Below are 13,826 nucleotides of genomic sequence, written 5' to 3' on the forward strand. Positions count from 1 at the left end.
CGCTTAACCTTCCAGTTCTATCTTGGTCAGGCACTCACGCAAGATCGGGCCGTACTCTGTCTTGCCGGGGCAGACGAAGGTACAGAGCGCCAAATCTTCCTCATCCAGCTCAAGGCAACCGAGCGCTTGCGCACTGTCGGCATCGCCGGAGACCAGATCCCGCAGCAGCAGGGTCGGCAGGATGTCGAGCGGCATCACACGCTCATAGTTGCCGATAGGCACCATGGAGCGATCACTACCGTTGGTGGTGGTAGTGAAGTTGATGAGCTTGCCCTTCATCAGATGAGAGAGCGTCGTACGGGTGATGGAGAATTTGCTGGCACTGGGTTTGACCCATCCCAGAAACTCTTTCTCACGACCTTCACTCAGCACGCTCACCTGATTGTGGTAACGACCCAGGTAGTCATGGACTCCTTCAGCCTTGGCACCACTGAGCAGGGAACCGGAAATGACGCGGTTTTCACCCGCGCGCAGCTCGTTGTTGGTCAACTGGCTGATGCAGGCACCCAGACGGGTACGCAGCAGGCGTGGCTTGAGTACGTTCGGGCCAGCCAGGGCGATCACCTTGTCGGTGAAGATCTGGCCAGTGGTGAACAACTTGCCGTACGCGATGACATCCTGATAGTTGATATGCCACTGCACCTTCTTGGCGCTGACCGGATCCAGGAAATGGATATGGGTACCTGGCAGACCGGCAGGATGCGGACCGACGAACACTTCTTCTTTGACTTGCGCCAGAGAAGCGTGCGGCAGGCTGGCCTCGCCTTTACAGACGTAGACGGCCCCATCGGTCAGACGCGTCAATACGGCCAGACCATCGAGGAAAGCCTGTGACTGTTCCTTGATGATGAGCTCGGCATTGGCAGCCAGCGGGTTGGTGTCCATGGCGGTGACGAAAATGGCACGGGGAGAAGACTCCACGGCCGGCACCTTGCTGAACGGGCGAGTACGCAACGCAGTCCATTGGCCTGATGCGACCAGGATCTCCTGCACCTTGCTGCGCGCGAGCTGTGCCAGCTCGGCAGACGCAAAGTGTTCAAAGGTCACCTGCTCGTCGGACCCATCGATATCGATGACAACGGATTGCAGAATGCGCTTGGCACCCCGGTTGATCTCTGAAACCACACCGGTGGCAGGGGCCGTGAATTTAACGCCAGGGTTCTTCTTATCTTCGAAGAGCTCCTGACCTTTAATGACGCGATCACCTACTTTGACAAGCATAGTAGGACGCATCCCCACGAACTCTTCGCCGAGTGTAGCAACACGGGTGATGGCCGGGCCATCGTAGATTACTTGCTCCGGAGCACCCAGCACGGGGATGTCCAGTCCTCTTTTAATTGTAATCATACTCACTTGCACTACCGTTAAGGGAAGACAGGTTGGTTAGCGCCGAGAAATACATCACGACGAGTTGTTGAATGAGCCCGTTCATGTTGCAGGATAATGTCGAAGCGACAAACAAATCAGCAACATACAGGGTCATTCAAAAGCGCTTGAGTTTAGCACTTATGGCAAGTCAGCTTCTATGCAAAATGGGGAAAATCCCCGCTCTATCACAAAATCATCGAAATTTAATCGCACCGTTTTTTTCGCTAAACCTCAGGCTCTGCGTTGAGTTAGCCATTAATACCCCAAAATGGGTAATGGTTTTTATGTTCAAAAATGGATTAGAAATTTTGATGTCTGGGCAGGGGAATAGCACCAAGCTTCCGGACACAAGACGCAGCCCAAAAACGTTTGTTAATTGTTAACTGGTCGCGGATTAAGTAACTGATTGATCAATAATGTTAGGCCAGCCCATTTTTGCTGACACAGCTCGGCGTCTTTGGTGCCTGTTCCCGTTGCAACCACTCCTGCTCAGTATAGGTATGCAACGCCAGTGCATGAATGGCGCCAGCCAGCTCGTCGGCCAGCACGGCATTGACCTGACGATGACGGGCCAGCAACCGGTGACCGTCGAAATGCGGGCTCACCACCACCACCTTGAAGTGGCTCTCGGAACCCGGTGCCACCCTGTGCATATAGCTTTCGTTGACGACCTCCAGATGAGTGGGGGACAAGGCAGCGGCCAGCTTGGCCTCTATCTGTTGTTGCATGGTCACGAGCATCACTCCCAAAATAGATGTCCGGCCATTGTAGCCAGAGTTGGCGATATGACGAAATTGCCCTGCGTGGGAAAATGGCCGCAAATTTGCCCCGCCCACACAGCTGCCGGACTGGTGAAATTCTCCGCCCCCGCTAGAATAGCGCCACTTTGCGCCCCGTCGGCGCCTGTTTTATGAATCACGTTGGACTCTCGCTTATGCAAACCCTTCTCGACACGGCTCATTGTCGTCTGACCCTGTATCGCTACCCACGCCAGAGCCAGGATCCGTTGCAAGCCTGGGATGCGGCAGACGAGTATCTGATCAATACCCTGGCTGAGACGCCTCTCGAGCAAGCCGGCCCCGTCATCATCATGAATGACGGCTTCGGCGCACTGGCGGCGTTTCTGCATCCTCACGCCCCAGTCTGTGTCAGCGACTCCTATATCAGCGAGCGGGCGATCCTTGCCAACCTCGCAGAGAACGAACTGGATCCTCACGCCATCAGATTGCAGGATGCGCTGACGCCGCTGCCCCCTGCCCCGGCACTGGTAGTGATCAAGGTATCCAAGTATCAGGCGCTGCTGGAGCAGCAACTGCTGGCATTGCGTGCGGTGGTCACACCGGCTACTCGCGTCATTGCCGCCGGCAAGGCCAAGGACATTCACAGCTCGACCCTGGCATTGTTTGAAAAATACCTGGGGCCGACCCGCACCTCGCTGGCCTGGAAGAAGGCGCGCCTGATCCATTGTGAGCCGCAAGCGATATACCCGGAACTGGCCAACCCCTATCCGACGGTCTGGCCGCTGGAGGGCACCGGCATGCTCATCCACAACCATGCCAACGTGTTTTCGCGCACCAGCCTGGATATAGGTGCCCGCTTCATGCTGGACAATTTGCCTGTCCACAGTGCGCGCAAGGTGATCGATCTCGGTTGCGGCAACGGTGTGCTGGGGCTGGCACTGCTGGCGAAGGATCCCGAGGTGGAAGTGACCTTCATCGACGAGTCCTATATGGCAGTGGCCTCGGCGCAACTCAACGTCGAGCACAATCTGCCAGACGGCCTGCCGCGGGCCCGCTTCATGGTCAATAACTGTCTCGACGGCGTGGCGGTCGGTTCGGCGGACAGGATCCTCTGCAATCCCCCCTTCCACCAGCTGCAGGCTATTACCGATCATATTGCCTGGCAGATGTTCACCGATGCCCATCGGGTGTTGCCCCAGGGGGGCGAACTCTGGATAGTAGGCAACCGTCATCTGGATTATCACAACAAACTCAAGCGCCTGTTTGCCAACGCACAAGTCGTTGCGTCGAACAGCAAATTCGTTATTTTGAAAGCCATCAAACGCTAAAGATAAGGTTAAAGGAAACCCATGATGAAAAAGTCAATCTTGCTGCTGGCCGCCCTGATGCTGGGTGGTTGTGCCACTCACTGGCCGGAAACCGCGCTGCTGAACCCGCAGGTCATCCCCTCCAACCAGCAGTACTACTCTGGCAACCGCATCACCCTGGAAGGGGTCGACAAGCGTGAAGCCGCCTACGTCTTCTCCATCAAGAAGAAAGAGAAGGCAGCCGTGCTGGTCAACAGCGAACAGCCGCTCAACAACCTGCTGGCCGAGAAACTGGCCGAAGGGCTGCGCAGTCAGGGACTGATCGTTGGCAACAGCGGTACCACCAACCTGACCCTGGCCATCTCCAGCGCCGCCGTCACGGTGGAAGAGAAAACCTTCACCTATGTCACCAAGTCCCGCGTCAGCCTGCAGGTGATTGCCGACTTCCAGGGCAGCAAGCTGACCAAGCAGTTCAACATGTCTTCCAGCAAGGAAGGTCCGGGGGAGCCGAGCATGGCCGAACTGGAATCCATCCTGAACCAGCAATTGGGCAGCCTGCTGCAACAGATCATGACGGATGACGCTCTGCGTGGTTACCTCAAGGGTCAGCCGAGCTGAGAAAGGAGAGCTAAACAATGAAGAAACTCTGGTTACTGGCCATGCTGATCGCCCCGCTGGCGTTTGCCGGCCCCAAGGTCAGGATGGAGACCAACCACGGCAATATAGTAGTGGAGCTGGCATCCAAACAGGCGCCGCAGACGGTGAAGAACTTCCTGCGCTACGTAGCGGACGGCAGTTATGACGGCAGCCTGTTCCACCGGGTGATCCAGGATTTCGTGGTGCAGGGGGGCGGCTACAACCAGCAGTTCCAGCAACTGCCGACCTTCGATCCCGTGGTCAACGAATCCAAGGGCGGCCTGCCCAACAAACGCGGCAGCATCGCCATGGCCCGTACCCAGGCCGTGGACAGCGCCACCCGCCAGTTCTACTTTAACCTGACCGACAACAATAACCTCAACGCCAATGCCGGCGCCGGTTATACCGTATTCGGCCAGGTCGTGCAGGGTATGGATGTACTGGACAAGCTGGCCCAGGTGCAGACGGGTTACAGCTCCATTCTGCGCGCCAACGACGTACCCACCAGCCCCATCATCCTGAAGAAGATGGTGTTGCTGGCGGAGAAATAACACGAGCCGGATCACATTCCGCCGCGTCTTTGCCCGGGTCACCGGTGCCCCTTTCTATACTCTGACCCTGCCCCGTTTCCCCGGGGCAGGGCCCACCCGAAGAGAAGGAGGTTCCGGTGATCTACCACCAGTATTTAACCCAACACGCCGTCCCGCTGGCTCGGGCAGTTCGTCACTTTCTGGCACGAGAAATCCCCTATCAGCAGTTGGAAGACTTGAGCTGGCAGCTCCTCTCCCACTGGCAAGATTTGCCCCACGCTCCCTATAACACCCAAGCCGCCACCGATCAGGAGGGGGTCTTCTGGTTCCTGCTGCACAGCCTGCATCAGTGGGACGAGCAGCAGATCATCGCCGATGTCTGGCTGCGCATGCAGCTGATGGCGTGTGCCAATTATCTGACCATGGAAGGCCCCTGCCCCCGCCACTGCATGGGTTCCCGCCCCTGAATCCTGGTCCGCCCTGCTCGGCTTGCCTTGGCTATCCCCCCCGAACCTGACAAAATGGCGCAATTTTCCCAGAGGAGTCAGGTATTTGAACACTGTCCGCACACCGAGCTGGCGAGACTCGCTCGCCGTCTATCTTGAGTCTCGGGTCCTCATACTGTTTGCCATGGGCTTCTCTTCCGGTCTGCCGCTGCTGCTGGTGTTTGGCACCCTGTCGTTCTGGCTGCGCGAGGCCGATGTCAGCCTGACCGACATCGGTTACATGAGCTGGGTAGCACTGGCTTATGGCTTCAAGTGGCTGTGGTCACCGCTGGTCGATCGACTGCCCCTGCCACTGCTCTCCCGCTGGCTGGGGCGGCGTCGCAGCTGGATGCTGCTCTCCCAGATACTGATTGCCGCGTCACTGGTGGGCATGGCCTTCTGCGATCCCAAGACCCAGCTGGCCCAACTGGCCCTGTTCGCCCTGTTGGTGGCGTTCGCCTCCGCCACTCAGGACATCGTCATCGACGCCTATCGCATCGAGTCGGCGCCGGAGCGGCTGCAGGCAGCCATGGCCGCCTCCTATATGACAGGTTATCGACTGGCGATGATCATGGCGGGTGCGGGGGCACTGGCGCTGGCAGCCTGGCTTGGCAGCAACACCGGCTATGACTACAACGGCTGGCGACTCACCTATCTGCTGATGGCGGGACTCATGTCTCTTGGCGTCATCACCACACTGATCTGCCATGAGCCGGATATCGATCTCGCCGGTCAGAACGAACAGCAGGAGGCGCGCAAGGCGCTGCTGCTCTCCCATGGCTGGCCAACCTCGCTGGCCGGAGTCGGTGCCTGGATCTATGAGGCCATCTGGTGTCCGTTTGCCGATTTCTTCCGCCGTTACGGTGGATCGGCCATGCTGATCCTCGGGCTCATCGCCTGCTATCGCATCTCGGACGTGGTGATGGGCGTGATGTCCAACAGCTTCTACGTGGACATGCAGTTCAGCAAGACAGAAGTGGCCACCATTACCAAGGTGTATGGCGTCATCATGACGCTGGTGGGTGCTGCCCTGGGGGGCGTGCTGGTGATGCGCTTTGGTACCTTGCGGATCCTGTTCCTCGGCGCCCTGCTCACCGCCAGCACCAATCTGCTGTTTGCCCTGCTCAACGAAGTGGGCCACAACCTGCAGCTGCTGACCCTGATCATCTCGGTCGACAACCTGAGCGCCGGCATAGCGACTGCCGCCTTCGTGACCTATCTGTCGAGCTTGACCAACGTGGCCTTCTCCGCCACCCAATACGCCCTGTTCAGCTCAGTCATGCTGCTGATGCCCAAGCTGCTGGCAGGCTTTTCCGGCCGCTTTGTCGAACAGTTTGGCTACAGCACCTTCTTTATTGGCACCAGCCTGCTTGGCATTCCGGTGTTGATCCTGATCGTCATGGTTGCCAGACGAGGAAGGGCTTTGCTCTCGGAATCGGACAAATAGCAAGCGTTTGCGTGAAATTGGGGGTGATTAGATTCACACTTCCGAATAAAGTTCCCCGGTGCTTGTTTCTCCGATGAATTTATTTGGCTAGAATCCCTCCCGCTCCTTGTGGGCAGGCTACGGAAAACCTCAACTAACGCACAAGAGACCAATAAAATGGCCAAATTTACCAAGACTCTGATCGCTGCCGGTCTGCTGGCTGCTGCCGCTACTCCGGCCTTCGCTGCTGACTACAGCGGTGACATCCACAAGAATGATTACAAGTGGATGCAGTTCAACGTCATGCACACCATCGACCAGCGTCCCTTCACCTCCGGTCAAGATAGCTACAACGATACCTATTTCGAAATGGAATTCGGTGGTCGCTCCGGTCTGTTTGACCTGTACGGCTACGTTGATGTGTTCGACATCTTCGACTCCCGTCACAGCGACAAGCACAATGGTCAGAACCTGTTCATGAAGTTTGCGCCGCGTATGTCTCTGGATGCGCTGACTGGTAAAGATCTCTCCTTCGGCCCGGTGCAAGAGGTGTACATCGCCTCCCTGAACAACATCGGCGACAACCAGATGGAAAACATGATCGGTCTGGGTGCTGATGTCATGGTTCCCTGGTTCGGCAAAGTTGGCATGAACCTGTATGCCCGCCACGCTACCGAAAACCAGTTCTTCACCGAAGAAGAAGGTGACTGGAACGGTTACTGGTTCGCCATGAACTGGTTCAAGCCTTTCTACACCTTCAGCAACGGCAGCTTCGTTTCCTATCAGGGTTACCTGGATTACGCCTTCGACCTGGATACCCACAACCGTGCTGACCGCACCAGCGACAACATGGCGACCTTCCACGGTATCTACTGGCACTCCGACCGCTACGCAGTGGGTTATGGCCTGAAGTACTTCATGGATGCCTACGGCACCAAAGACGGCTCTACCGCGTTTGACGGTACCGCCTGGAAGAGCTCTGGCTTCAGCCACTACTTCTCCGTTACCTACAAGTTCTAATCGAACGGGTAATGTGGACACAAAAAAACCGGAGCAGCTGCTCCGGTTTTTTATGGCTTTGTCATCGAGCCTTTTGCTATCGCACTATGTGCAATCGAACAAGGGAGAGGGCCGAACCCTCCCCGCCCGTCATCAATCGCGGAAATTCTGGAACTGCATCGGCTGACCCAGCTCGGCACCACGTACCAGCGCCATGGCTTCCTGCAGATCGTCACGCTTCTTGCCGGTGACCCGCACTTCATCACCCTGAATGGCGACCTGCACCTTGATCTTGGAATCCTTGATCAACTTCACCAGCTTCTTGGCGATCTCTTTCTCGATCCCCTGCTTGAACTTGACGTTCAGGTGGAAACGCTTGCCTGAGTGAACGCTGTCACCCACGTCCATTGAGCTGTTCTCGATGTTGCGCTTGAGCAGTGCTGCGCGCAGGATCTCGACCATCTGCTTGAGCTGGAAGTCGGCATCGGCCTCCAGCTTTACTTCTTCCTTGTTCAGCTCGAAGCTGGCTTCAACACCACGAAAATCGAAACGGGTCGCCAGTTCACGATTGGCGTTATCGACGGCGTTCAACACCTCGTTCATTTTGACTTCAGAGACAATATCGAATGACGGCATGTCAGGGCTCCTCATGTTGCGCTATAAGGGCGCAAATCTACCAGAAAACCGGCAAATTTGCTGATTTCGATGGGGTTGCTCTGCTAGAATCCCCTGCGCACAGGAATGGCGAGACCCGTTAGTGTCCGCCAAGCGACATTTCACTTATCCCCGGTAAATGATTGATCGGAATGCAACCCTACCTTGATTGAGTCTCTCCATGCCAAGCGGATTACGCGATTACAACCTTAAAACAAGCCGACTGCCCTCCTCCCCCCAATGGTCACTGCTGGGCTGCGGCGCCCTGGGTGGTGTCTTCGCCTCCCTGCTGACTCAAAGCGGCCAATCGACCCGTGTCTTGCTGCGCGATCGTCACCGTTCAACCCTGCACCCCGGGATTGATTTCACCTCGCTGGAAGGCCAGACCCAGCTGATCGCCATCGAGCGCGGCTTTATCGACCAGCCCGGTCAGATCAAGCGCCTGCTGGTGATGACCAAGGCAGGTCAGGTCGTGTCGGCCCTGACTCCCTTGGCAGGCAAGCTGGCGGCAGGCGTGCCCATAGTGCTGCTGCACAATGGCATGGGCATTGCCGAGCAGGTGGTGCAGCTGTTTCCGCATAATCCTGTCATTGCGGGCGTCACCAGCCACGGCGCCATGCAGAGCGGTCACTTCGTGTTCCGCCACACCGGCAAGGGCGAGACCTGGCTCGGCCCGGTCAATGAAGCGGCCAGGGCTCATGCCTCCCTGGCAGAGGATCTCGCCGCCGCCCTCGGCCAGGCCGGTTGGGACGAGCAGATCCTGGCTCGCCAGTGGCAAAAACTCGCCATCAACTGCGCCATCAATCCACTGACGGCGCTCTATAAGCTCAAAAATGGCGAGCTGGCCGGCCCTCGCTTCGCCGATGCCCTGCAACAGATCTGCGTGGAAGTGGCCGACGTCATGCAGGCCGAAGGCCAGCCCACCAGCAGCGATGAGCTGCTGCGCCGCGCCATGACGGTGGTCGAGTTGACCGCCGACAACTACTCCTCCATGCATCAGGATATGGAGCAGGGGCGCGAGACAGAGATCGAGGCCATCACCGGCTTCCTGCTGGCCTGCGCCGCCAAACACGGCATAGCGGTGCCGGTCAATCAGGGCCTCTATCAGGCCATCAAAGAGAAGAGCTGAGCCCGCCGAGATGGCGGGTAACCAAGGAGTGCAGCATGACAGTATTGGTATTGGTAGCACCGGGGTCTGAAGAGATCGAAACCGTCGCCATCGTCGACACCCTGGTGCGCGCCCGCATCGAGGTGCTGCTGGCCTCCTGCTGTCCGGCGGGTCTGCGCCAGATCCGTGCCTCTCGCGGGGTACAGCTGGTCGCTGACTATCATATCGACGAGCTGACCAGCCGTGACTTCGAAGCCATCGTCGTGCCGGGCGGCTTGCCCGGCAGCGAGGCCATCCGCGATACGCCGCTCGCCATCGATCTGCTCAGGGAACAGGCGGCGCTCGGCCGCTGGCGGGCGGCTATGTGCGCCGCCCCCGTGGTGGTACTGCAGCATCATGGCCTGCTGGGAGATGCCAGCGTGACCTGCCACCCGGGCTTGCAGGCCCAACTGCCCACCAGCCAGCTCAGCACGGCGCGGGTCGTGACGGATGAGGCACATTGCCTGATCACCAGTCAGGGGCCGGGCACCGCCATCGAATTTGCCCTCGAGATCGTGCGGGTGCTACGCGGGGATGACACCGCCCTCGCGGTCGCCGGCCCCATGGTGATGCCCCCTTCTGTCATGCCATGACTTCTGTTGCCATCGCGGATGCCCTCTCGTCATGACAGAGCGCCCCTTGCCAGCCGGCAAGGGGCGCTCTGCTATTGGCCGGACACCACTCGGACTGCCCCCCTTCAATCGCTAGCTCAACAACTCTGGCCTGAGCTGCTCCATCAGCAGGTGGTTGTCACTGTAATCCACCGGTATGGCCACTACGGCAGGCCCAACGACCGCCATGGCGGCGCGCAGGGTCGGCCGCAAATCTTCGGCACTGGTGACCGCAAACCCGGCCGCCCCGAAGGACTCGGCATAGGCCTTGAAGTTGATGGGCCCGAAGCTCACCCCCGAGCTGCGGCGGTACTTTTTCTCCTCCTGCATCGCCACCATGTTGTAGCCGTTATCGACCCAGATGATGTGCACTATGTTGGATTTGAGCCGCACCGCCGTCTCCAGCTCCATGCTCGACTGCATGAAGCTGCCATCGCCGGAGACGGAGATGATCTTCTCACCCGGCCTTACCATGGCCGCACCTATGGCCCAGGGCAGCGCTACCCCCATGGTCTGCTGACCGTTGGAGATAAGCACCTGGCGCGCCCTGAAGCTGTAGAGGTAGCGGGCAATCCAGATGTGGAAGCTGCCCATGTCCACGCACAGTGTCATGTCCTGCCCTATGATGTCCTGCAGTTCCTTGACGATGCGCAGCGGATGGATGGGCATGCCCCCCAGATGCTGGGCATGCTGGGTCAGCTGGTGACGCTGGGCCCGTATCTCCCCAAGCAGGGCCGCGATGGCGGGATCCCGTGCCAGCGGCTTGTGCAACATCTTGGTCAAGCAATACAGATTGGCACTGATGGAGCCCACCAGCTCAACCGCCGGGCAGTAGCTGCTGTCTATCTCCGCAGGCAGGGCATCGATGTGCAGCAATTGCCGCTCACCCGTGCCATTCCACAGCACAGGGTCATATTCGATGGGGCTGTAACCTATGCAGATCACCAGATCCGCATCCTGCAGCAACCTGTCCCCCGGCTGGTTGTTGAACAGCCCGACCCGACCGGCGAAGTCATCGAAATGGTGGGTATCCACCACACCGGCCGCCTGATAGGTGCCCGTCACCGGTAACCGGCTCTTGTCCAAAAAGGCGCGCACCGCGAGGGAATTCTCGGGCCGGCTGGCCAGCAGGCCGAGCAGCACCACCGGCTTGCGGGCCTGCGCCAGCAGGCTCAGCGCCCTGTCTATGCCCGCCTCATCGGCGGCGCCCGGTTCGGGTATGGCTCTGGGCACCAGAATGGCGCCATCGGTCGGCTCGTTGATGATGTCCATGGGCAGGCTGACGAAGGCCGCGCCGGGGCGGCCCAGCTCGGCGGACCGAAAGGCGTTTGCCATCACCTCTGAAAGAGCGGATCCGGTTCCCACCTGGGCGCTGAACTTGGTGACGGGGCGGCACAGGCTGACGGTGTCCAGGCTCTGGTGAGTGAGCTTGAGGCCATCGGCACGTCGTACGGCGCCCCCCAGCGCTACCATGGCATCCCCTTCAGAGGTGGCGGTCGCGAGGCCTGTGATCAGGTTGGCGCAACCTGGGCCCGAGGTCACCAGCGCCACCCCGGCCTTGCCGGTCAAACGGCCCACGGCGGCGGCCATGAAGGCGGCGTTCGCCTCGTGGCGCACCACTATGGTGTCGATGGGGGAATCTTCCAGAGCATCGAATACCCGGTCGATCTTGGCCCCCGGAATACCGAATACCTGCTTGACGCCCTGTGCCTCCAGATGGCGTACGACCAGCTCGGCCCCGCAGCTCCAGTGTTGATTTTCCATGAGAATAACTCCTTGTAAGCGAAGGGATTAGCCTTCAGCAGCGCGGATGGCGCGGTCCAGATCGGCGGGATTGAGGTCAGCCTGTTGAAAGGCAGAATTGCGTGGCAGCTCTATGTTGAGATGCTGAACCACAGACAACTGCAACTGGCCGTGGCCCATGGCGTAATCGAGGATGTGACCACCGCCTTTGCGATCTTCGGTGATGAAATGCTCGTGATAGCCGGCCACATTGATCCCCTGCACGAAGGGCGGGCAGCGAAAGCCCACTAGGGTGCCGCGCCGCTGGCTGAAAGAGAACAACGGCTGTGCCTCTATGGCCTCCAGCATGGGCTTGTAGGGCGGGGTCTGGCAGGGCACTGTGCGTACCTGGGCCTGCTCAAACAGACCATCGAGGCGAAAAGCGACGAAGACGTTGTCGGTGCCCACCAGCTGATCGATCCACTGATGGATCTCGTCGCGGCTCAGGGGGTGATCGAAGCGGCGCTCCAGACAGGGCCGAAAGTGAGTCATCACCGCAAACGGGGTTTTCTGCCCGGCCTGGGCAGGACGGGCCGAGCCATCGGCCTTGAGCTGATGGATCTGGCGTTCGAACGCAATCAGCTCGCCGTCGAGCCGGTTGAAGGTGCCAAGGCCGAAGTCGCCGTGGCGCAGCAGATCGGCCATGGTGGTCTCGCCCTCATAGACGCCTGCCAGCAGGGCGCTCATCAAGGAGCTCTGATAGACCTCGCCACCACTCTGACGGGCTTGCCAGCGAGCAAACTGCTGGCTGATCTCGATGGCACAGTCACACTGTGTATGGGTTTCCATTTGGATTTAACCTCCAATCCTGTTAGGTTGGCGAATCAGGATTCAATAGTGACCAAGATCACACTTTGATACCAATATCCAAACTCATCAGCTTCGAGACGTACCAGATATGGAATTTCGTTACCTGCGCTACCTGGTAGCCGTGGCAGAGAAGCAGAGCTTTACCAAGGCGGCCGAGGCGCTGGGCATGGCCCAGCCGCCTCTCAGCCAGCAGATCCGCAAATTTGAACAGGAGGTGGGCACGCCGCTGTTTCACCGGCTGACCCGCAGTGTGGAGCTGACCGAGGCGGGGCTGAGCCTCTATCAGGATGCCAAGGGCATACTGTCGCAAACCGAGCAGGCCATGCAGAAAGCCCAGCGCATTGCCCGCGGTCAGCTTGGCTCCCTGCGCCTGGGCTTTGCCGGCTCCACTGTGCTGCATCCGAGCGTGCTGCGCCTGATCCACGACTTTCGTCAGGCCTGGCCCGAGGTGAGCCTGCACCCCATCGAGAACAGCATGCCCAATCTGGTGCGCGACCTGGTGAGCGAGGAGCTGGATGCTGCCATACTGCGCCTGCCGTGCAGCAGCAGCTCGGCGCTGACTCACCATCTCATCGATGAGGAGGAGATGCTGATCGCCCTCCCCCCGCACCACCCGCTGGCAAGCACGGGCGCCATCGCCATCGAGGCCCTGGCGCAGGATCCCTTCATCCTGTTCCCCCGCGAACTGGGGCCGGGCCTGCACGATGCCATCACCCAACGCTGCCAGCGGGCAGGTTTCAGCCCCCGTCTCGGCAGCCAGAGCCCTCAGGTGATCTCCACCGTCGGCATGGTGCAGGCCGGTTTCGGGGTCGCCATCATCCCGCGCTCTGTGAGCGAACTGCATCCCCACGGCGTCAGCTATCACCCCATCGCCGATGAACCGCTCACCACCCGCATCAGCCTCGCCACCCGCCGCCATCCACGCCAGAAGAGCCTGCTGCACCTGATAGGGCTGATCCCGAGCTGGCGTGATAGACACACCGACATCGCATCGGCATAGCGCCAGCCCCCGCACACCTTCATCTGCGTTCCACCAATAGACCACCACGCTGTCAGTGACAGCCTGGTGGTGCCTTGCAATTGAACCCAAGCGAATCGCTCATTCCCTGCGGCTGGATGGTACGACCTTGCCAGCAAGACTCACCCGAACACGTTCGTTAGCGAACAGACGGCACTCCCCCGCGCCCCCATAGTGTCAGTGCAGCGACTGCACTCACGTGAAACAAGGTGCTTGTTCACCACGACTGTCAGACCCGGCGGCAGGTCATTTATGCCCGCCTTTGAAGAACCGCCAGGACTCACCTTTCCCCGTTCTTCCATTGAACAGTTCA

The 13,826-nt window shown here is 59.2% G+C and carries 15 protein-coding genes; 10 read left to right on the forward strand and 5 right to left on the reverse strand.

Annotation, left to right across the window (positions count from 1 at the left end; all coding sequences use genetic code 11):
• Window positions 1-3 precede the first annotated feature (3 nt).
• Window positions 4-1,347 carry a Na(+)-translocating NADH-quinone reductase subunit A gene (locus GWQ31_RS07600; RefSeq protein ID WP_021139372.1) on the reverse strand — a complete coding sequence of 448 codons (1,344 nt, stop codon included), beginning with the start codon at window positions 1,345-1,347 and terminating at the stop codon, window positions 4-6.
• Between the two features lie 83 nt (window positions 1,348-1,430).
• On the opposite strand from GWQ31_RS07600, the gene GWQ31_RS07605 reads away from it, so the two are divergent.
• Window positions 1,431-1,751: a hypothetical protein gene (locus tag GWQ31_RS07605; protein WP_275909024.1), complete on the forward strand. Its 321-nt coding sequence runs from the start codon at window positions 1,431-1,433 to the stop codon at window positions 1,749-1,751.
• Between the two features lie 36 nt (window positions 1,752-1,787).
• On the opposite strand, the gene GWQ31_RS07610 is transcribed toward GWQ31_RS07605, so the two are convergent.
• On the reverse strand, window positions 1,788-2,108 hold the full coding sequence (locus GWQ31_RS07610) for a BolA/IbaG family iron-sulfur metabolism protein (RefSeq protein ID WP_021139374.1): 321 nt from the start codon (window positions 2,106-2,108) through the stop codon (window positions 1,788-1,790).
• A gap of 194 nt (window positions 2,109-2,302) precedes the next feature.
• On the opposite strand from GWQ31_RS07610, the gene GWQ31_RS07615 reads away from it, so the two are divergent.
• The 6 genes from GWQ31_RS07615 (at window position 2,303) to GWQ31_RS07640 (ending at window position 7,512) form a co-directional block, all read left to right on the forward strand.
• Window positions 2,303-3,436 (forward strand): methyltransferase, encoded by a 1,134-nt coding sequence (locus tag GWQ31_RS07615; protein WP_275909025.1) that lies wholly within the window; start codon window positions 2,303-2,305, stop codon window positions 3,434-3,436.
• Window positions 3,437-3,460: 24 nt separating this feature from the next.
• A complete protein-coding gene (locus tag GWQ31_RS07620) occupies window positions 3,461-4,033 on the forward strand; it encodes a YajG family lipoprotein (protein ID WP_159165759.1) in 573 nt (190 codons plus the stop codon).
• A 17-nt stretch (window positions 4,034-4,050) separates the two neighbouring features.
• Window positions 4,051-4,602 (forward strand): peptidylprolyl isomerase, encoded by a 552-nt coding sequence (locus GWQ31_RS07625; RefSeq protein WP_159165758.1) that lies wholly within the window; start codon window positions 4,051-4,053, stop codon window positions 4,600-4,602.
• Between the two features lie 116 nt (window positions 4,603-4,718).
• Window positions 4,719-5,048: a hypothetical protein gene (locus GWQ31_RS07630; protein ID WP_059112155.1), complete on the forward strand. Its 330-nt coding sequence runs from the start codon at window positions 4,719-4,721 to the stop codon at window positions 5,046-5,048.
• Between the two features lie 85 nt (window positions 5,049-5,133).
• Window positions 5,134-6,513 (forward strand): MFS transporter, encoded by a 1,380-nt coding sequence (locus GWQ31_RS07635; protein ID WP_275909026.1) that lies wholly within the window; start codon window positions 5,134-5,136, stop codon window positions 6,511-6,513.
• Window positions 6,514-6,669: 156 nt separating this feature from the next.
• On the forward strand, window positions 6,670-7,512 hold the full coding sequence (locus GWQ31_RS07640; RefSeq protein ID WP_021139380.1) for an outer membrane protein OmpK: 843 nt from the start codon (window positions 6,670-6,672) through the stop codon (window positions 7,510-7,512).
• A gap of 132 nt (window positions 7,513-7,644) precedes the next feature.
• Here the strand turns inward: GWQ31_RS07640 and GWQ31_RS07645 are convergent, their stop codons facing one another.
• Window positions 7,645-8,127 (reverse strand): YajQ family cyclic di-GMP-binding protein, encoded by a 483-nt coding sequence (locus GWQ31_RS07645; protein WP_005311958.1) that lies wholly within the window; start codon window positions 8,125-8,127, stop codon window positions 7,645-7,647.
• Window positions 8,128-8,326: 199 nt separating this feature from the next.
• Here GWQ31_RS07645 and GWQ31_RS07650 point away from each other — a divergent pair, with 199 nt between their 5' ends.
• Window positions 8,327-9,274, forward strand: a complete 948-nt coding sequence (locus GWQ31_RS07650; protein ID WP_219615262.1) for a 2-dehydropantoate 2-reductase — start codon at window positions 8,327-8,329, stop codon at window positions 9,272-9,274.
• A gap of 35 nt (window positions 9,275-9,309) precedes the next feature.
• Entirely contained in the window at window positions 9,310-9,885 is a 576-nt protein-coding gene (locus GWQ31_RS07655) for a DJ-1 family glyoxalase III (protein WP_275909027.1), read from the forward strand.
• Window positions 9,886-9,996: 111 nt separating this feature from the next.
• Here GWQ31_RS07655 and alsS read toward each other — a convergent pair whose 3' ends face one another.
• Complete coding sequence (alsS, locus tag GWQ31_RS07660) at window positions 9,997-11,667, reverse strand: acetolactate synthase AlsS (protein WP_169046636.1); 1,671 nt, start codon at window positions 11,665-11,667, stop codon at window positions 9,997-9,999.
• Window positions 11,668-11,694: 27 nt separating this feature from the next.
• Complete coding sequence (gene budA, locus GWQ31_RS07665) at window positions 11,695-12,474, reverse strand: acetolactate decarboxylase (protein WP_275909028.1); 780 nt, start codon at window positions 12,472-12,474, stop codon at window positions 11,695-11,697.
• A 109-nt stretch (window positions 12,475-12,583) separates the two neighbouring features.
• Here budA and GWQ31_RS07670 point away from each other — a divergent pair, with 109 nt between their 5' ends.
• Window positions 12,584-13,495, forward strand: a complete 912-nt coding sequence (locus GWQ31_RS07670; protein WP_275909029.1) for a LysR family transcriptional regulator — start codon at window positions 12,584-12,586, stop codon at window positions 13,493-13,495.
• Window positions 13,496-13,826: the final 331 nt, after the last annotated feature.

It is taken from the genome of Aeromonas sp. 2MA4 (genome assembly GCF_029237305.1).
Classification (GTDB): Bacteria; Pseudomonadota; Gammaproteobacteria; order Enterobacterales; family Aeromonadaceae; genus Aeromonas; species Aeromonas salmonicida.